The organism is uncultured Litoreibacter sp. (genome assembly GCF_947487515.1).
GTDB lineage: Bacteria > Pseudomonadota > Alphaproteobacteria > Rhodobacterales > Rhodobacteraceae > Litoreibacter.
The window spans coordinates 36,814-53,483 of the sequence record NZ_CANKWO010000004.1 but is presented as its reverse complement, the minus strand read 5'-3'; the positions used below and the strand labels follow the sequence as shown (position 1 = coordinate 53,483).

17 protein-coding genes and 1 other RNA gene are annotated in these 16,670 nt (G+C 59.1%); 7 read left to right on the top strand and 11 right to left on the bottom strand.

What is annotated here, in order from left to right:
- Nucleotides 1-52 precede the first annotated feature (52 nt).
- On the top strand, nt 53-2,593 hold the full coding sequence (locus Q0746_RS14155; RefSeq protein WP_298261400.1) for a hypothetical protein: 2,541 nt from the start codon (nt 53-55) through the stop codon (nt 2,591-2,593).
- A gap of 9 nt (nt 2,594-2,602) precedes the next feature.
- Here Q0746_RS14155 and mgtE read toward each other — a convergent pair whose 3' ends face one another.
- Nucleotides 2,603-3,988 (bottom strand): magnesium transporter, encoded by a 1,386-nt coding sequence (gene mgtE / locus Q0746_RS14150; RefSeq protein ID WP_298261398.1) that lies wholly within the window; start codon nt 3,986-3,988, stop codon nt 2,603-2,605.
- A gap of 118 nt (nt 3,989-4,106) precedes the next feature.
- Here mgtE and guaD point away from each other — a divergent pair, with 118 nt between their 5' ends.
- Nucleotides 4,107-5,402 carry a guanine deaminase gene (gene guaD, locus Q0746_RS14145; RefSeq protein WP_298261396.1) on the top strand — a complete coding sequence of 432 codons (1,296 nt, stop codon included), beginning with the start codon at nt 4,107-4,109 and terminating at the stop codon, nt 5,400-5,402.
- A gap of 7 nt (nt 5,403-5,409) precedes the next feature.
- Here the strand turns inward: guaD and Q0746_RS14140 are convergent, their stop codons facing one another.
- From Q0746_RS14140 to Q0746_RS14125, 4 genes are read right to left on the bottom strand one after another with little or no spacing between them, the layout of a single operon-like run.
- Nucleotides 5,410-5,892, bottom strand: a complete 483-nt coding sequence (locus Q0746_RS14140) for a CAP domain-containing protein (protein WP_298261394.1) — start codon at nt 5,890-5,892, stop codon at nt 5,410-5,412.
- Nucleotides 5,893-5,909: 17 nt separating this feature from the next.
- Entirely contained in the window at nt 5,910-7,253 is a 1,344-nt protein-coding gene (locus Q0746_RS14135; protein ID WP_298261392.1) for an 8-oxoguanine deaminase, read from the bottom strand.
- A complete protein-coding gene (hisN, locus tag Q0746_RS14130) occupies nt 7,246-8,043 on the bottom strand; it encodes a histidinol-phosphatase (protein ID WP_298261390.1) in 798 nt (265 codons plus the stop codon). The genes Q0746_RS14135 and hisN overlap by 8 nt, the downstream gene beginning before the upstream one ends.
- A gap of 57 nt (nt 8,044-8,100) precedes the next feature.
- Nucleotides 8,101-8,457 (bottom strand): helix-turn-helix transcriptional regulator, encoded by a 357-nt coding sequence (locus tag Q0746_RS14125; protein WP_298261388.1) that lies wholly within the window; start codon nt 8,455-8,457, stop codon nt 8,101-8,103.
- Nucleotides 8,458-8,608: 151 nt separating this feature from the next.
- Between Q0746_RS14125 and Q0746_RS14120 the strand changes: the two genes are divergently transcribed.
- Entirely contained in the window at nt 8,609-9,568 is a 960-nt protein-coding gene (locus Q0746_RS14120) for an NADPH:quinone oxidoreductase family protein (RefSeq protein WP_298261386.1), read from the top strand.
- Here Q0746_RS14120 and Q0746_RS14115 read toward each other — a convergent pair.
- Nucleotides 9,558-10,442 carry a LysR family transcriptional regulator gene (locus Q0746_RS14115; RefSeq protein WP_298261384.1) on the bottom strand — a complete coding sequence of 295 codons (885 nt, stop codon included), beginning with the start codon at nt 10,440-10,442 and terminating at the stop codon, nt 9,558-9,560. The genes Q0746_RS14120 and Q0746_RS14115 overlap by 11 nt on opposite strands.
- Before the next feature lie 123 nt (nt 10,443-10,565).
- On the opposite strand from Q0746_RS14115, the gene Q0746_RS14110 reads away from it, so the two are divergent.
- Nucleotides 10,566-10,772: a DUF1127 domain-containing protein gene (locus Q0746_RS14110; RefSeq protein WP_298261382.1), complete on the top strand. Its 207-nt coding sequence runs from the start codon at nt 10,566-10,568 to the stop codon at nt 10,770-10,772.
- Nucleotides 10,773-10,775: 3 nt separating this feature from the next.
- Here Q0746_RS14110 and Q0746_RS14105 read toward each other — a convergent pair whose 3' ends face one another.
- Nucleotides 10,776-11,546, bottom strand: a complete 771-nt coding sequence (locus tag Q0746_RS14105) for a class II glutamine amidotransferase (protein ID WP_298261380.1) — start codon at nt 11,544-11,546, stop codon at nt 10,776-10,778.
- Nucleotide 11,547: 1 nt separating this feature from the next.
- A complete protein-coding gene (locus Q0746_RS14100; protein ID WP_298261379.1) occupies nt 11,548-11,784 on the bottom strand; it encodes a DUF6356 family protein in 237 nt (78 codons plus the stop codon).
- Between the two features lie 105 nt (nt 11,785-11,889).
- Here Q0746_RS14100 and Q0746_RS14095 point away from each other — a divergent pair, with 105 nt between their 5' ends.
- Both Q0746_RS14095 and Q0746_RS14090 read left to right on the top strand, forming a co-directional pair.
- Nucleotides 11,890-12,351, top strand: a complete 462-nt coding sequence (locus tag Q0746_RS14095; RefSeq protein ID WP_298261377.1) for an Lrp/AsnC family transcriptional regulator — start codon at nt 11,890-11,892, stop codon at nt 12,349-12,351.
- Nucleotides 12,352-12,485: 134 nt separating this feature from the next.
- Nucleotides 12,486-13,208, top strand: coding sequence for a Bax inhibitor-1/YccA family protein (locus tag Q0746_RS14090; protein WP_298261376.1), 723 nt, complete (start codon nt 12,486-12,488; stop codon nt 13,206-13,208).
- Between the two features lie 75 nt (nt 13,209-13,283).
- Here Q0746_RS14090 and Q0746_RS14085 read toward each other — a convergent pair whose 3' ends face one another.
- Both Q0746_RS14085 and rpmG read right to left on the bottom strand, forming a co-directional pair.
- The gene (locus Q0746_RS14085; RefSeq protein ID WP_298261374.1) at nt 13,284-13,928 is read right to left on the bottom strand and encodes a hypothetical protein; all 645 of its coding nucleotides are present in this window, start codon (nt 13,926-13,928) and stop codon (nt 13,284-13,286) included.
- 197 nt (nt 13,929-14,125) lie between these two features.
- Nucleotides 14,126-14,293 carry a 50S ribosomal protein L33 gene (gene rpmG / locus Q0746_RS14080; RefSeq protein WP_011454349.1) on the bottom strand — a complete coding sequence of 56 codons (168 nt, stop codon included), beginning with the start codon at nt 14,291-14,293 and terminating at the stop codon, nt 14,126-14,128.
- 176 nt (nt 14,294-14,469) lie between these two features.
- On the opposite strand from rpmG, the gene ggt reads away from it, so the two are divergent.
- Nucleotides 14,470-16,233, top strand: a complete 1,764-nt coding sequence (gene ggt, locus Q0746_RS14075; RefSeq protein WP_298261372.1) for a gamma-glutamyltransferase — start codon at nt 14,470-14,472, stop codon at nt 16,231-16,233.
- A gap of 52 nt (nt 16,234-16,285) precedes the next feature.
- Here ggt and rnpB read toward each other — a convergent pair.
- An RNA gene (rnpB, locus tag Q0746_RS14070) (RNase P RNA component class A) lies at nt 16,286-16,665 on the bottom strand.
- Nucleotides 16,666-16,670: the final 5 nt, after the last annotated feature.

The window sequence follows — 16,670 nt, the reverse complement described above, 5'->3', positions numbered from 1 at the left end:
AGGGGCTTTGCCACTGAAGTTCTACGACAACCTACGAGATGGCGCGCCTCGAATGACACCAAATTTTGCCCTCAACCTTTCTGAAGAAGGCATCGTCCTTCTCCATCGCCATCCGTCGGGTGCGGGTTGGGTGGAAGTCGCCGAGGCTGCGTTGGACAGTGAAGACCTTGGCGCGGCCCTTGCTGATCTTCGCAACACTGCGGAAGACATCGGCGGACCCGACTTTACAACAAAGCTGATCCTGCCGCCGTCGCAGTTGCTTTATGCGACGATCGCCATCACCGGCGACGTCAAAGCCGACATTGATCACGCCCTAGAAGAACGCACCCCCTACACCGCCGCCCAGCTGGTTTATGATGTTTCAGGAGAGCCGCCTGAGGTGCAAGTTGTGGCCGTCGCCCGCGAGACCCTGCTGGAGGCCGAGGCCTTCTTAGGCCCCTATGGCTTCAACCCTGTCGGATTTACCGCCCTTCCCGATCCGTATCACTTTACCGGCTCGCCTAATCTTGGACCGTTGCCTTCTGTTGGCGGCCAAGGGGTGGTTGATGACGAAGTATTTTCGGTTCTTACCGCAGCCCAAGTGGCTGAGCTTGACGCGGATAACGCTGAAGATGTCCCTGAAGATGTCCCGCCCGCCCCAAGCGTTGAGGCGGCGCAGGAAGAGGATCACCCCGAAGACACAATCGAGCCGTCTGAACCGATTGACCCGCTCCCCGAGGACACCCCCGTGTCGGAGCAGGAGCCGGACCTTCCCGTCACACCCCCCGCCGCATTTTCCTCGCGCCGTAAGCCCACTGTCGGGCCAGCAAGGGATGACGCGGGTGAAACGCTCACCTCCCGCGCCCCGCGCATTGGCATCCCCAATGGTGACAGCGCCGGAAAATCCAGCAAAAAGAAAGCGCCACGGGCAGAACCTCGGGTAAAATCAGGCGGCACGACAAAGGCGAAAACAACGCCCCCTGTTGTTCCACCGTCAGCCGCCACACAGAAACCGGCCGTCCAGCCAGCGCCCTCCAGCCCATCCCGAATGAGCAAAGGGATCGCGGCCCTGCGCGCCACAGCGCAACGGACCAAAACCGCCCCAAGCAAGGCAAAATCCGCGTCACCAAGCGCGGCTTCGACAGCCAAGTCTGACCCGATTGCCGATCTCGCCGCCCGTCAGGCCACTGGGAAACCTCGGTTCTTGGGGCTTATCCTAACCGGCTTGCTGATTGTGGCCCTGTTGTTGTTCGCGGCCCTTTCCTCCTACCTGCTGCCTGATAATGCCGTCACGCGGCTGTTTGGCAGAAGCTCCCCCGCCACTGAGACGGCCCAAACCGGTGAGCTCCCTATCCCCGACACGACGCTTGAGGACAGCGAGCGTCTGGCCGCCCTGCCCCAACAAGACAGCGACACGCCCTTCACGGCCCCATCGCCCGAAGAGATCGCCGAGGCGGAGCTTCCCGAGCCCGATCTATCCCCCGTTCCACCGATGACGCAGACAGAGGCGGAAACCGCTTATGCGGTGTCCGGCGTGTGGCAATTGGCCCCTGACTTGCAGCTTGATGTCGCGACGCAGGGCTTGGACGACCTGTATAGAGCCTCTCTAGATCCGGACTTGGCATTTGAAGATGCGCCAGCATTGGCCGGTTTTGACACGGCGGCAAAATCTCTGGAGTTTCAAATTCCCGCACGACCGCCAGCGGCCACCATTTTGCGCAGCCTTGATGCCCGTGGCCTTGTGAAGCCAACCGCAGAAGGGGCTGAAAATCCTGACGGAATTATGGTGTTCGCGGGGAAACCTCCGGTAGTGCCCCAACGCCGCCCAGAGGGCCTTGTGCCTGAAACCGCGCAGTCAACAGAGGAGCTGCCCGTCGAGGAAGACGCCGCGCCTGTGGCCGACGCCCGTTTGGCGGGGTTCAAACCCACACCGCGCCCTAGCAACCTTCAAGAACAATTTGAGCGGGCCACTCAAGGCGGGCGCACGAATGCCGAGCTCGCGAAAATTCGCCCCACCATTCGCCCAGCCGACGCGCAGGCCAAGGCCCGCGAAGAAGCCATCGCCCGCGCTTTGGCACAGGCCGAAGCCGAAAAGCTTGAAGAAGAGGCCATCGCAGCCGCGCAAGCCGATGCCGAAGCCGCTGTGGCCGCCGCTCAGGCCGAGCAAGACAAGCCGACCGCCCAAGCCGTTGCACGTTCTCAACGCCCCGACAGCCGCCCGCGCAACTTTGCCCGTGTGGTTGCTCGTGCTCGCAAAGCCCCAAAAGAAAAAGCCGCAACTCCCGCCGCCGCCGCCTCCACGGCCGCAGTCGGTCGCAGCACAGGCCCCGCAGTTGTCCGCAGCAGCCGTGCCGCCCCCACAGGCACGACCCGCGCTACCGTGGCGCGCGCCGCGACGGACAACAATGCGATTGCCCTAGGCAAGGTCGCACTTGTGGGCATTTTCGGGAAATCTTCCAGCCGCCGCGCTTTGGTGCGGATGCCCAATGGTCGCTTCAAAAAGGTCGGCGTCGGCGACCGCGTTGATGGCGGACGGGTTGCAGCCATTAGCGAAAGCCAGCTGAAATACACCAAAGGCGGGCGCACCTTGACCCTGCAAATGCCCAAAGGCTAGGCGTCAAATTTAGATCAGCATTATCGCCGCCAAGCCCAAGAAGGCGAAGAACCCCACGACATCCGTCACCGTTGTCACGAAGGCCCCTGAGGCCAACGCGGGGTCAACACCCAGCTTTTCAAGTCCGATCGGGATCAAAATGCCCGCTAAGGCCGCGACCACCATGTTGACCACCATGGCCACCGCGATCACGATCGCCAGCATAGGGGTGCCAAACCAAAGCAGTCCCACAGCCCCCATAACCACCGCGAAGATAAACCCGTTCAGCAACCCCGCCAGCGCCTCACGCCGCACAACGCGCCACAGGTTGGACCCCGTAAGGTCCTTCGTCGCAATAGCGCGCACTGCCACGGTCAGTGATTGGGTGCCAGCATTGCCGCCCATCGACGCGACGATCGGCATTAGCACAGCCAGAGCCACTATTTGCGCCAGCAAGGCTTCGAATTGAGCAATCACCACACTGGCCAAAATCGCCGTGAGCAAGTTCACCCCCAACCAGGGGAGGCGCTGGCGCACGGTGTCGAGCGTTCGGTCAGACAGGCTTTCCTCGCCGCTGACCCCCGCAAGGCGCAGAATGTCTTCCTCGGCCTCATCATCCAGAACCACCATCGCGTCATCAATGGTTATCACCCCGACCAGCCGGTCGTCTTCGTCAACCACTGGGGCGGAAATCAGGTGATACTGATTGAACGCATAGGCCACGTCTTCTTCGGGCTGGGTGACTGGTATGGTGCGAAAGCTTTCTTCCATAATCTTGGATAATTTGGTCACGCGTGGGCTGCCCAGCAGCTTGCCCAAGGTGACATATCCCGTTGGATGATAGGCGGGGTCCACCAAGATGACGTGATAAAACTGCTCCGGCAGATTGTCGTCGCGCCGCAAAAAGTCAATCGCCTGCCCGACGCTCCAATCCTCTGGCGCCACCACCAGTTCGCGTTGCATCAGGCGGCCTGCCGAGTGCTCCGGATAGGCAAGTGCCTGCTCTACTGCGACCCTGTCCACGTCTTTCAACGCGCCAAGGATCATCTCTTGCTGGTCGTCTTCCAAATCCTCAACCAGATCGACCACATCGTCTGAATCCATCTCGCGTACAGCTTCAGACAGAACGCCTTTGGGCAGATAGCTGATGACTTCTTCGCGCAGGTTTTCGTCCAACTCGGACAGAACTTCGCCGTCGATCCCCATAGACCACAAACCCAGCAGCGCGCGGCGCTCATTGGGGCTAATTTGCTCCATTAAGTCGGCGACGTCGGCGGGGTGCAGCGGGTCTAGGGCGGCGTCAATGGCGATTGCATCCATCCCCTCCAAGGCGGCGCGCACAGCGGAGGTTAAGGAGCGTTCCAAGGTGTAATCGTCATCACCTGCATCAGGCTGTTCCGTCAGATCATCGGCCATGAAGGGAGAGCTCCTGCGGCTAAAGGTGCAACTTACCTTGTCATAGCGAAGGCCAGAGGCAAGCAACAGTCGCATTCTGCAATTCACATCCGCATTCCGGCGCGTTACCACCGTTCGCATGAACACAGCGACACATATCTTGCTCGGGCAAACGCTTCGCTTTGCCGCTGACCCGTTTTCCACACCCTTTGACACGGCCGCCCAAGTAGAGCGTCGCGGCGCCGTGGCCATTGCAGATGGTAAAATACTGGCGGTTGGTGCCGCCGACAGCATTGATGTCCCGCAAGGGGCAATCGTGACAGACTATGGCAATGCTCTGATCATGGCTGGGTTCATTGATGCGCATCTGCATTTCCCGCAAACCGCGATGATTGCAAGCTGGGGCAAGCGATTGATCGACTGGCTGAACAGCTACACCTTTCCAGAAGAGGCCCGACTGGCCGATCCCGAATATGCCCGCGACATCGCCAAGCGCTACTTCGACATCGCCTTGTCCAACGGCACGACCACCTCTGTTAGCTTCGCCACAAGCCACCCTGCCAGCGTGGACGCCTACTTCCGCGAGGCCCAGTCGCGCGGACTGCGTGCCTTCACCGGCAAAACCTGCATGGACCGCAACGCCCCCGACACCCTGCGGGACACAGCCCAAAGCGCTTATGACGACAGCAAAGCCTTGCTGGAAAAATGGCACGGGCGTGACCGGCTGGAATATGTCATCACCCCAAGGTTTTCGCCAACGTCTACGCCTGATCAACTTGCCGCTCTGGGCGCCTTATGGGCGGAACACCCCGAGTGTCTGATGCAGACCCATATCTCCGAGCAGCATGAAGAAATCGAATGGGTGCAAGAGTTGTTCCCGCAATCTCGCGACTATCTTGATACCTATGAGACCCACGGGTTGCTGGGGGAGCGCGCGGTCTTCGGGCATGCCATCCACCTAACCGAGCGCGAAGAGGCCCGCCTGAAGGAGGTCGGCGCAGGAATGGTGCATTGCCCTACGTCAAACACCTTTATCGGGTCGGGTATTTTCGAAACCGCACGTATGAAAGCCCAAGGCCAACGGGTGGGGCTGGCGACGGACACCGGAGGCGGCTCCTCGTTTTCCATGCTGCGCACCATGGCCGCCGCCTATGAGTTGAGCCAGTTGCGGGGCACGCCCCTGCACCCAGCGCAACTGATTTGGTTGGCGACATGCGGCTCTGCGCAAGTGCTGCATATGGATGACAAAATCGGCAATCTTGCTGCCGGTATGGAGGCGGATTTGCTGGTGCTTGATCTTGCCTCGACCCCTGCAATTTCCCAGCGCAGCACCCGTGCCAACGACTTTTGGGAAGCGGTATTTCCGACGATTATGATGGGCGATGATCGCGCCACCAAGGCTGTCTGGGTCGGGGGAAAGCCCGTGCAAAACTAGGCCGGTTTCAGCAGCCAGAGGCCCCGAAGACCAGCACCCAGTAATCCCCCTGCGCGTTGGCGGCACCATAGTCGCGCGCGGCAGATGACAAGTTGTTTCTGCGGTGGCCTTGGCTGTCCATCCAAGCCTGCATTACTTGCCCCGCAGTGGGCTGTCCTTGCGCGATGTTTTCGGCCACAAAGCAGAAACCATATCCCTGAGCACGTACCCGATCCGCAGGCATGGAGCCGTCAGAGCCGGTGTGACTAAAGAAGCCGGCCCGCGCCATATCTTGCGCATGAACACGTGCGGCGGCCGCAAGCTTGGGGTTCATGGTTAAAGCGTGCAGACCTTGCTTGGCCCGCTCGGTATTCAGCAAGGATCCGACCTCGTCCTGTGACACTGCCGAAGCGCTTACGTGGGCGGGCGGAGCGACTTTCGCTGGCTCCTCTGGTGTGCAGCCGGCCATCAGCCCTGTTACAATCAAAGTCATCCAGATTTTTAACGTCATGCCCTCTCCCATCATTTCTAAAGGTCGTCGGCCAGCTTGCGGGCCAATGAATTTTGTTTTTCAACTGTCGCCGCAAGATCAAACTTGGCGAAATGTCCGTCTCGCACAACATCCTGACCCTCAACGAACAAATCGCGCACCCGCGTGGGGCCAGCCAATAGCAAGGCTGCCGGATCCCAAGACCCTGCGCTTTCGATGCCGCTCACGTCCCAGATGGCGATATCTGCGCGAAAGCCCTTGCGCAATTGCCCGCACTCATCCCCGCGTCCGAGGACTTGCGCCCCGCCACGTGTGGCTATTTCCAACGCCTCACGTGCGGACATCGCGTCCGCTCCGCCTGCGACGCGTTGCAACAACATCGCCTGTCGGGCTTCACCGATCAAGTTTCCCGCATCATTTGACGCAGAGCCATCAACGCCTAAGCCAACAGGCACCTTGGCGTCACGCATCGCGCGAATGGGGGCAATGCCCGATCCAAGACGACAGTTCGAACAGGGGCAATGCGCGACCCCCGTGCGCGTCGCGGCAAACAGGTCGATTTCTGCACCGTCAAGTTTCACGCAATGCGCATGCCATACGTCATCCCCGACCCAGCCCAAATCCTGTGCATATTGCCCCGGGCGACAGCCGAATTTCTCCAGACTATAGGCGATATCCTCGTCGTTTTCTGCCAGATGCGTGTGCAACATCACCCCTTTGTCACGGGCCAGAATCGCTGCATCACGCATCAACTCGCGGCTGACCGAAAAAGGAGAGCACGGCGCAATCCCGACACGCAGCATGGCATTGGCGCTGGCATCATGAAACTGATCAACCACGCGAATGCTATTTTCCAGAATCGCCCGTTCCGCCTCGACCAATGAATCGGGGGGCAACCCGCCGTCACTTTCCCCAATGCTCATGGCACCGCGCGTCGGGTGAAACCGCAGCCCAACCTCTTGTGCCGCCGCAATCGTGTCATCTAGCCTTGCGCCGTTGGGGAACAAATACAGATGGTCAGACGTCATCGTGCACCCCGATAGCGCAAGCTCTGCCAAACCTGTCTTGGCCGAGATGAACATCTCCTCAGGCCCGAACCGCGACCAAATCGGGTAGAGGGTTTTCAGCCAGCCAAACAAAAGCGCGTCCTGCCCCCCCGGCACGGCGCGGGTCAGCGATTGATACAAATGGTGATGCGTGTTCACCAAACCCGGCGTCACAACGCAGCCCGCCGCGTCAACAACGCGTCCCGTGGTTGACAGCCCGACCCCGAGGTCGATGATCTCGCCATCGCGGATTAAAATGTCTGCGCCGTGCAACTCTCGGCGCGCGGTGTCCATGGTCAGGACGGTCTGCGCGTTTTTGATCAGCAGTTCAGACATGAGCCGCAAGGATTGCCAATGCCGCAGCGTGCAGCTCCGGCGTCGCCGCAGCAACCACCTGCCCGCCTTGATCGGCTGGGCCGCCGGTCCAATTGGTCACGATACCCCCAGCGGCTTCGATCACGCCGATTGGGCCTTGAATGTCGTAAGGGTGCAGGCCTGCCTCAATGATCAGGTCAATCTGCCCCGCAGCCAACAGGCCATATGCGTAACAATCCATCCCAAAGCGGGTCAACTTGCACTGCTGCGCCACCGCGTTAAAGGCCTGCGCCTCGGCCGCGCTGCCGACTTCTGGGAAGGTCGAAAAGATAATGGCTTGTGACAAGTCCTGCTGCTGGGAGGTGGTGAGATGTCCGGCACCAAGCGGGCCGGCGAACGAGGTTTTCCCAAACCCGCCAAAGAAGCGTTCCCCGATGTAGGGTTGATCAATGAGCCCCATAATCACGGAGGTTCCGTCATGCAGCCCGATCAAGGTGCCCCACGTCGGCGTGCCAGAGATATAGCCGCGCGTCCCATCAATCGGGTCCAGCACCCATGTCAGCCCCGAAACACCGGCTTTGTTGCCAAATTCTTCGCCCAAAATCCCGTCATCGGGACGGGCGGCTTCGATCAGGTTGCGCATCACTTGTTCGGCGGCGCGGTCGGCCACGGTCACCGGATCAAACCCACCTGTCAATTTGCTGGCTGTCTGCAACCCGCCGCCGCGAAAGTGCTTAAGCGTCTCCACACGCGCCGCATCCGCCAGTTCATGCGTCAAAGAGACCAGTTCGGCCTGTAGCTCTTGGTTCATTCGGGCCTCGCGCAGCGTTAGTCGTTCAGCCCCTTGTCGCGTGGACGCGCCGCAGGATCAAGAGGAGACGACTTCCGGCTCCGTTAGCTGCAACGCCATTTCGCGCAAACGCTGTCGCTCTTTATCTGGCATCGACCGGTAGAAGCGAAGCAAACCGACTGCTTCTTGCGTTTCGTCCTCAAGTTCGGATTCCCTTGGGTCCAACCCTTGAAAGAAGTAGGCAATCGGCACGTCTAAGGCCTGTGCTATGTCCCATAACCGCGAGGCGGACACCCGATTGGTGCCGGATTCGTATTTTTGGATTTGCTGAAACCTGATTCCCAGCGTGTCCGCCAGTTCGCCCTGCGTCATACCGACCATCCAACGGCGATGCCGCAGGCGCTTGCCAACGTGTATGTCCACCCTATGCGCCATGCAGCCTCTCTCCTGATGTGTCGCGGTCAGTTTGTGCAGCAGAATGCAAAGAAACGGTTAACCCTCCCGCCAAAGCGCTGCCGATTTCACCATGGCCAGCGCTGGTCAGCGGATATAAGTTCGCGCAAATCGATCACGAGGAGCCCACCCGATGCGCGCAGTTCAGGTAACCGAATACGACACCCCCCCCTTGGTGCAAGACATTGCCACCCCCGCCCCAGCCCAAGGCGAGGTTTTGGTGAAAATAGAGGCCTGCGGGTTGAATTTCGGCGATTTACTCATGATCAAAGGCACTTATCAGGAACGCCCTGCGCTGCCCTTCACCTTGGGAATGGAGGTCGCAGGAGTTGTCACCGCCCTTGGCCAAGGGGTGACAACCCCCGCAGTCGGCACCCGCATTGCGGTATTTGGCGGCTACGGCGGATTGGCGGACTACGGTGTGTTTGACGCGGCGCTTTGCGTGCCTTTGCCCGATACCATGGGATTTGAGGACGCCGCCGCATTTCAAGTGGCTTATTCGACCTCGCATGTCGCCCTGAACTACCGTGCGCAACTGAAAGCAGGCGACACATTGTTGGTTCTGGGGGCTGCCGGCGGCGTTGGCTTGACCGCAGTGGAGCTGGGCAAACTGATGGGGGCTACGGTCATCGCCGCGGCAAGAGGCAAGGACAAGTTGGAGATATGCCGCAACGCCGGTGCGGACCATGTGATCGACACCAGCACCGACGACTTGCGCGACGTGGTGAAATCGCTTGGTGGGGCAGATGTGGTCTATGACCCCGTAGGAGGCGATTTGTTCACCGCCGCCCTGCGTGCCTGCAAACCCGAAGCGCGCGTGCTGACCATCGGCTTTGCCTCCGGAACGGTGCCTCAAATCGCCGCCAACCACCTGCTGGTTAAGAATATCAACGTCATCGGCTTCTACTGGGGCGGCTATTTGCGCTTTAAGCCCGAAGTTCTGACCGACAGCCTAAAGCAATTGTCGCAATGGTACGCCGAGGGCAAATTGCACCCGCATATCAGCCATAGCCTGCCGCTGGACAAAGCCAGCGACGGGCTGGAGCTGCTGCGGTCGCGCCGCTCCACCGGCAAGGTCGTCATCACGCCGTAAGTTGCGATGCCTCTCTTGGCGTCCACTCTGACAAATAGGCGTCACGGATCATATCACGCAATGCGACCAGCATCGGGTCCTCTTTGGCCTGCAGGTATAAAACGATGCGGGTCTGCCCCGGGTCGGGCAGCCTGCCGCCATGCGCGACAGGGCCGGTCTGGCGCGGGTAAACGCCAGTGATGGCCGCGTGAACCGCCAGATCGGCGCTCACCACGGCTTCGACGGCGTTATCCAAATCCGAATCGACCACCATGTCCCAATCAAGATCTGCCTCGTCCAAACGTTTCAACACGCCAGAGCGGAAAATGCAGTTCTGACAAAAGGCGACCGGTAGCGGGTCTTGCTTCCATGCGGTTCCGTCCAACGCACCGATCCAAATCAAAGGCAGGGTCACCAAAGCCTCACCCCCTGGACCGGCCTGTTCTTCGGTGGTGAGAATGACATCACATTCACCCCGCCCGAACATGTCGCGCAACCGCGTGGTGGGCGCCGACACCAAACGGATTTGCACCCGAGGAAAATCCGCCGCAAAAGCCCGCAGGATCGGGGGAATATAGGGATATATAATGTCATGTGGCACGCCGAGGGTGATTTCCCCCTCAAATTCCTTGGCGGTGAGACGGGTATAGGCCTCATCATTGAGCGCCAACATGCGTCGCGCATAACTGAGAAGCTGCTCCCCCTCTGCGGTTAGGGACACAGAACGATTTGACCGGTCCAAAAGGGACACATCCAATGTTTCTTCCAAACGCTTAAGCTGCATCGAGACCGCTGATTGCGTCAAATGTAGGTAGCCTGCCGCTTTGGTGACCCCTCCGCTATCGGCGACGGCGATAAAAGAGCGAAGCGATGTGATGTCCAGATTTCGGGCCATATCAATTCCTGTGATGTATTATCTCAAAACCATTCATTTTCCATATGAGCCACAAGGTGGCATACACATCAACATAAATGATTCAAAATCATATTAACATCACAAATCACGAAGGATAGACCAATGACTAACTTCATCTCCTCTACGATCCCGCTTTCCCGCGCCACATCGCGCAGAACAGGCGTCATGGGCTACATCGATCTCTACCGTCAACGCCGCGCATTGGCGGCCCTTGATGATACTCGGCTGGCCGATATCGGCCTGAACCGCGCAGAAGCAGAGGCCGAAGCCGCACGCCCTGTTTGGGATGCGCCGAGCTATTGGAAGTAGGCATTAGGCACAGGCGTGCAGATCTTGGTACTGCACGCCTTTTGCCGACACGATGGCCAACCCGTCGCGTTTAAATGCCTGCCACCCTGCCTGCCCCGCCTCCAAAGGTTCGGAGGCGACAAGGGTCCCTTGGGCATCGGTACGATGATATAGTGTTGGGGCAAGCTGGTCACTGGCCAGCCGAAGCGCATAAATATTCGCACCATCTGACATGACACAAGTGATCCGATCCGGCTTGTCTTGTGGCACCCGCGCAGCCCTGATCCGTGCCGCAACACGCGCCACCGCGCCTTCTGGGTCGGTCTCAAGCCCCGCGTCGAGCATCATCAAGAACAGCAACTCCGAATCCGTGCTGCCGCGCCTGAGCTCATATAGCGCATCAGGCAATCCCGCCTCAAACCTGCGGCGCAACCGCGCGTAGCCCCCAATTTGACCATTGTGCATGAACGACCAACGCCCATAGGTGAAGGGGTGACAGTTCAAGCGCGAGGTTTCCGTCCCCGTCGAGGCCCGCACATGCGCCAAGAACACATGCGACCGTATCATCCGGCACAAGTTGGGAAGATTCCCGTCCGACCACGCGGGCTGCACATCCCTGTATTGCCCCGGACGCGGGTCTTCGTCTTGATACCAAGCCAGCCCGAATCCATCACCGTTCACCGCCAGTTTTGCCTCGGTTGCATCCTGACTTTGGGTCAAAAGCGAATGCGCAGGCGCAATCACCACTTGCTCAATCGGGGCGGGTTCTCCGATCCACGCGGCCAGCCTGCACATGTTAGTGACGGCCCTCGATCATCGCATACATGCGCCGGATCATCTGACTTGCGGTCGTTTCAAACAATGCGGGCAGGATTGCGTGAACCAAGGCGGCCCCAGCTGCTGCAAACAACAAGCCGGAGAACCGCAGCGCAAATCGCATGTGGCCGAAGTAGGTCTCGCCCACCGAGGCAGGGTGACTGCGCATGGCCGCAAGGAAGTTTGGACGGCTTGGGGTTTGGCTGTTGTCAGACATTGTCGCGCTCCTGAATTGTTCAAGGGCACTGTGCCATTTGACCCAAGGCACAATCATCTCAAATATCACTGCCACTTCGGCCAAATATGGGATACAATCTCAAGAATGAGCAACTTATTAGACCAAACAGACCGCCAAATCCTGAAACTCCTACAAGAAGATGCCACTTTGAGCATCGATTCACTTGCAAACACGGTCCATTTGTCCCGAAATGCCTGCTGGAGGCGCGTCAAACGTCTAGAGGAAACCGGTGCAATACGCGCGCGAGTGGCCTTGGTGGACGCCGCGATGCTGGGCAAAGGCCAACTTGTGTTCATCTTGATGCGCGCCGCCGATCACACGCCCGAATGGCTCAAGGCGTTTGAGCGAGCGGTACATGTTTTACCTGAGATCACCGGCGCCCACCGCATGAGTGGCGATTTGGACTATGTATTGCGCGTGCAGGTCGCCGACGTAGCGGATTACGACCGGTTCTACAAAAAACTGATATCGATGGTGCCAGTACGCGATATCTCGGCCAGCTTCGTTATGGAGAACATAAAGGACTCCACTGTCGTGTCAGTTTAATCAAACCCGCGCGATTTGTTCCCAAAATACTGCAGAATAGCTTGAAAATGGCGGCCAGCTGCCCCACTTTAAGCCCATACAACGCTGGGATGTGCCCAGTTCTTTATCAACTCGCCAAATAGGGAGACTTTTCCATGGCTGAATTTGACACAATGGGCTCGGTAGGCGCTGGTCGCCGCTCCAGCGTCATTGATGCGGGCCTTAAGGCCCATATGAGCAAAATCTACGGCCTAATGTCGATCGCGATGCTGATTACCGGTGGTGTTGCCTTTTTCGTCGGCACCAATGAGGCCATGTTGGCCGCAATCTTCGGCACCCCACTACGTTGGGTTGTGATGTTTGCACCATTGGTCGTTGTGTTCGGCATGGGCGCGATGATCAACCGTCTGTCCGCTGGCGCGGCACAATTGGTCTTTTTGGGCTTCTCTGCGCTGATGGGCCTGTCGATCAGCTACATCTTCGCGGTCTACACCGGCATTTCCATCGCGCAGACCTTCATGGTCACCGCTATCGCCTTCGCCGGTCTTAGCCTCTACGGCTACACCACGAAGAAAGATATCTCCGGCTGGGGCTCTTTCCTGATTATGGGCGTGATCGGCCTGATCTTGGCCTCTATCGTGAACATCTTCTTGGCGTCTTCTGCCGTACAATTCGCGATCTCTGCCCTTGGTGTGCTGATCTTCGCGGGCCTTACCGCCTATGACACGCAGCGCCTGAAGAACGAGTACATCCAGATGGCCAACTACGGCGAAACCGAATGGCTTGCCAAATCCGCCATCATGGGCGCGTTGAGCCTGTATCTGAACTTCCTGAACATGTTCATGTTCTTGTTGCAGTTCATGGGCGGCCGCGAATAAGCGCCTCTCTACAGATCAAACAAACGAAAAGGGCCAGCAAATCGCTGGCCCTTTTTGCATGTGTCGTGAAGTAAGTTAACCGCAGTTCAACGCGTATACCATATGCGTGTTCGACTTGCCGTAAGGCCCGAACATGAAAGGCCCCGCAACGCTAGAGCAGCCGGTAAGCGACGGCAGAGCGGCTTGCAGGTTGCCCTCTTGAGCACGGTCAATTGTCGCGGGTCCGGTAAAGCTTGGCTTGCGGAACACCGCATAGGACGTGTCGCCCACGTCGATGTGGTAAACCTTCAAAGTTTCATTGCCAATATTCACGGATTGACCACCTGTGGTGGTCGACTTCGCAGCGACCAGCGCGTTGCTGCGGTGAGGGCTGTTGCCAGCGGTGGTGCTGGCTTGTGCCCCTTGCCCGTTGTGGCCCACAGGTTCGCCACGGGCATTGTGCCCAGGGCCGGAATAGACGCCAGTCCGCGACGAGGCGGTTCCTTTGCGGATGACCCCGTCTGCGGAGGCCGCGCCTGCGGCAATACGTTGTTGTCTTGTGTAGACGGAGTAGCCGCTTGGTGCCGGAAATACGCCCGGTTCCCCGCGTTTTGCCCGTGCGCGATATTCGACCACATCATTCGGAGCGAACCGCGCCCCCTGAACCCAATCGCCGTGAACGCCGCGGGTTTCTGTGCAGGCAGCAAGACCCAAAACTGACAGTAGTAATAGTTTTTTCACATCAAACATCCCCAATATGTAGTGGGCACGGTAGTGTCCTCGACTGAGTCCATCAAGGGAAAATCCCGTAAAAATGGCAGCTCTTTCAATTGGCGGGAAACCTGAGCAATCAAGACAGCAGCCATTCAGCCGGCCGCCGAAAGCAAAAAGCCGCGCTCGAAGGCGCGGCTTGTGCTGTCTCTTTAAAGGAGGCGATCTTACTTGATCTTACCTTCTTTATATTCAACGTGCTTGCGCGCTACGGGATCGTATTTGCGCACGACCATCTTCTCAGTCATGGTGCGGGCATTCTTTTTGGTCACATAAAAGTGGCCCGTGCCAGCGGACGAGTTCAGGCGGATTTTGATCGTGGTTGGCTTCGCCATCTCACTTCTCCTCTGGGGGCGAACGCACCTGAATTGGGCGCTCGGAAATTCTGTTGAACCGCCTTTTACCCCCTTGGCGAGCCGAGTCAACCGCGAAAGCGGGATCCTACTTACACACTTGCAATACAGGGGCGTAAAGTGATGAATATAAGCTATACCCAAGAAGGAAATTACCCATGCGCCTTTTGCCCATCTTCCCAGTGGTCCTTGCCGCCCTGCCCGTCAGCACTTTGCCGCTTGCCGCGCAGGAGGCCGCTGATGCCTATGTTCCGGAAATAGCCACCGCGCAGCTGACAAAACGCAGCGGTGATCCGGTCGCGGCCTCCAAGTGGATGATCTCGGCGGCAAACCCATTGGCTGTGCGCGCAGGAGCACGTGTTCTTTCGGACGGAGGCACGGCGGCTGATGCCATGGTGGCGGTGCAAACGGTGCTGGGATTGGTGGAGCCTCAAAGCTCCGGCTTGGGAGGTGGGGCGTTCCTTGTGTGGTATGATGGGGCAACCGGCGAGATGACCACGCTGGACGGCCGCGAAACGGCCCCTTTGGCAGCCACACCGCGCATGTTTCAAGATGAGGCCGGCGAACCTTTGAAATTTTTCGACGCAGTGGTCGGCGGCTTGTCTGTTGGAACCCCCGGAACCCCTGCTTTGATGGAAAAGGCCCATGCAAATTGGGGGCGGGCGGATTGGCCGACCCTGTTTACCGACGCCATCGCGTTGGCGGAAGGCGGGTTTGAGGTCTCTCCGCGTCTGGCAGCCCTCGTGGCCTCTGACAAAGAGCGCCTGAGCCGCTTCCCGCGCACCGCAGCCTATTTCGCGCCCGAAGGGGTCGCCATTGAACAAGGCAGCACCCTGACCAACGCCGCCTACGCCAAGACCTTGCGCGCACTCGCGAGCGGGGGCGCCAAGGCCTTCTACACCGGCGAAATCGCCCAAGGTATCGTTGACACAGTCGACAACGCCCAAGGCAACCCCGGCGTGTTGTCGATGACGGATATGTCGATTTATGCGGTCAAGGAACGTGCCCCAGTGTGCGCCACCTACCGCGCGCATGACATTTGCGGCATGGGGCCACCCTCATCGGGTGCCCTGACGGTCGGGCAAATCCTTGGCATGCTGGAGCATCACGACCTTGCGGCTTTGGGCAAAGACAGCCCCGAAAGCTGGCGATTGATCGGTGATGCGTCGCGACTCGCTTTCGCGGACCGCGGGCGCTACATGGCGGATAGCGACTTTGTGCCAATGCCGACCAAGGGTTTGGTTGATCCCGACTACCTTGCCTCGCGCGCGGCATTGCTTGCCCGCGACACAGCCCTAACCGAGGTATCCGCAGGCGCGCCCCCCTTTGATCACGCGGGGCTTCGGGCGGATGACGAGAGCATTGAGCTGCCGTCCACCTCTCATATCTCCATCGTCGACCAGTTCGGCAACGCCCTGAGCATGACCACAACCATCGAGAATGGTTTCGGGTCGCGCCTAATGGCACCGGGAGGTTTTTTGTTGAACAACGAGCTGACCGATTTCTCCTTTAGAACCCACAAAGACGGCATCCCGATTGCCAACCGGATCGAACCGGGCAAGCGCCCACGGTCCTCCATGTCACCGACGATTGTGCTGAAGGACGACAAACCTGTTCTTATTGTCGGGTCCCCGGGAGGATCGCGCATCATCGGCTATGTGGCCAAGACCATCATCGCCCATCTGGACTGGGGCCTTGACCCGCAAGCCGCAGTTTCCTTGCCCCATTTGGTAAACCGCTTTGGCACCTATGATCTGGAGGAAGGCACCGATGCGGTTCAACTATCCGAACCGTTGATCGAATTGGGGTTCGAGACGAACGTTCGCGGGCTTAACTCCGGCATTCATGCGATTGCGGTCAGTGAAGCCGGATTGTTGGGCGGGGCGGATCCGCGACGCGAAGGCATTGCCCTCGGCGAGTAACCACCGCATCAAGAGGGGCCGCGAAAGCGGCTCCGTTTGGGGCCTGTGAGATATGCGCGGAGGGCCTATAAGCCGGATTTTGTCCAAGGGGTTGCCCCCTCTGGATGACCATTCATCTAAAGCCACAGTTACCCGTGGCCCTCTAGCTGCCAACCCGAACCTGCTGGGGACAAAGCATCCCCGAAGACCGAAGCCTTCACGCGGTTCCTATTTGGCATTGCTCCCGGTGGGGCTTGCCTTGCCGCCCCTGTTGCCAGCGGCGCGGTGGGCTCTTACCCCACCGTTTCACCCTTACCCCCGATATACGAGGGCAGTCTCTTCTCTGTGGCGCTATCCGTCGGATTGCTCCGCCCGGGCGTTACCCGGCACCGTTGCCTTGTGGAGTCCGGACTTTCCTCGAACCAAACGGTCCGCGGTCATCCGGCCCTCCGCGCAGG

What these genes read in the sequence shown, in the direction of transcription:
- Q0746_RS14155 (WP_298261400.1), top strand. Translation starts at nt 53, where the DNA reads ATGACACCAAATTTTGCCCTCAACCTTTCTGAAGAAGGCATCGTCCTT.
- mgtE (WP_298261398.1), bottom strand. Translation starts at nt 3,988, where the DNA reads ATGGCCGATGATCTGACGGAACAGCCTGATGCAGGTGATGACGATTAC.
- guaD (WP_298261396.1), top strand. Translation starts at nt 4,107, where the DNA reads ATGAACACAGCGACACATATCTTGCTCGGGCAAACGCTTCGCTTTGCC.
- Q0746_RS14140 (WP_298261394.1), bottom strand. Translation starts at nt 5,892, where the DNA reads ATGACGTTAAAAATCTGGATGACTTTGATTGTAACAGGGCTGATGGCC.
- Q0746_RS14135 (WP_298261392.1), bottom strand. Translation starts at nt 7,253, where the DNA reads ATGTCTGAACTGCTGATCAAAAACGCGCAGACCGTCCTGACCATGGAC.
- hisN (WP_298261390.1), bottom strand. Translation starts at nt 8,043, where the DNA reads ATGAACCAAGAGCTACAGGCCGAACTGGTCTCTTTGACGCATGAACTG.
- Q0746_RS14125 (WP_298261388.1), bottom strand. Translation starts at nt 8,457, where the DNA reads ATGGCGCATAGGGTGGACATACACGTTGGCAAGCGCCTGCGGCATCGC.
- Q0746_RS14120 (WP_298261386.1), top strand. Translation starts at nt 8,609, where the DNA reads ATGCGCGCAGTTCAGGTAACCGAATACGACACCCCCCCCTTGGTGCAA.
- Q0746_RS14115 (WP_298261384.1), bottom strand. Translation starts at nt 10,442, where the DNA reads ATGGCCCGAAATCTGGACATCACATCGCTTCGCTCTTTTATCGCCGTC.
- Q0746_RS14110 (WP_298261382.1), top strand. Translation starts at nt 10,566, where the DNA reads ATGACTAACTTCATCTCCTCTACGATCCCGCTTTCCCGCGCCACATCG.
- Q0746_RS14105 (WP_298261380.1), bottom strand. Translation starts at nt 11,546, where the DNA reads ATGTGCAGGCTGGCCGCGTGGATCGGAGAACCCGCCCCGATTGAGCAA.
- Q0746_RS14100 (WP_298261379.1), bottom strand. Translation starts at nt 11,784, where the DNA reads ATGTCTGACAACAGCCAAACCCCAAGCCGTCCAAACTTCCTTGCGGCC.
- Q0746_RS14095 (WP_298261377.1), top strand. Translation starts at nt 11,890, where the DNA reads ATGAGCAACTTATTAGACCAAACAGACCGCCAAATCCTGAAACTCCTA.
- Q0746_RS14090 (WP_298261376.1), top strand. Translation starts at nt 12,486, where the DNA reads ATGGCTGAATTTGACACAATGGGCTCGGTAGGCGCTGGTCGCCGCTCC.
- rpmG (WP_011454349.1), bottom strand. Translation starts at nt 14,293, where the DNA reads ATGGCGAAGCCAACCACGATCAAAATCCGCCTGAACTCGTCCGCTGGC.
- ggt (WP_298261372.1), top strand. Translation starts at nt 14,470, where the DNA reads ATGCGCCTTTTGCCCATCTTCCCAGTGGTCCTTGCCGCCCTGCCCGTC.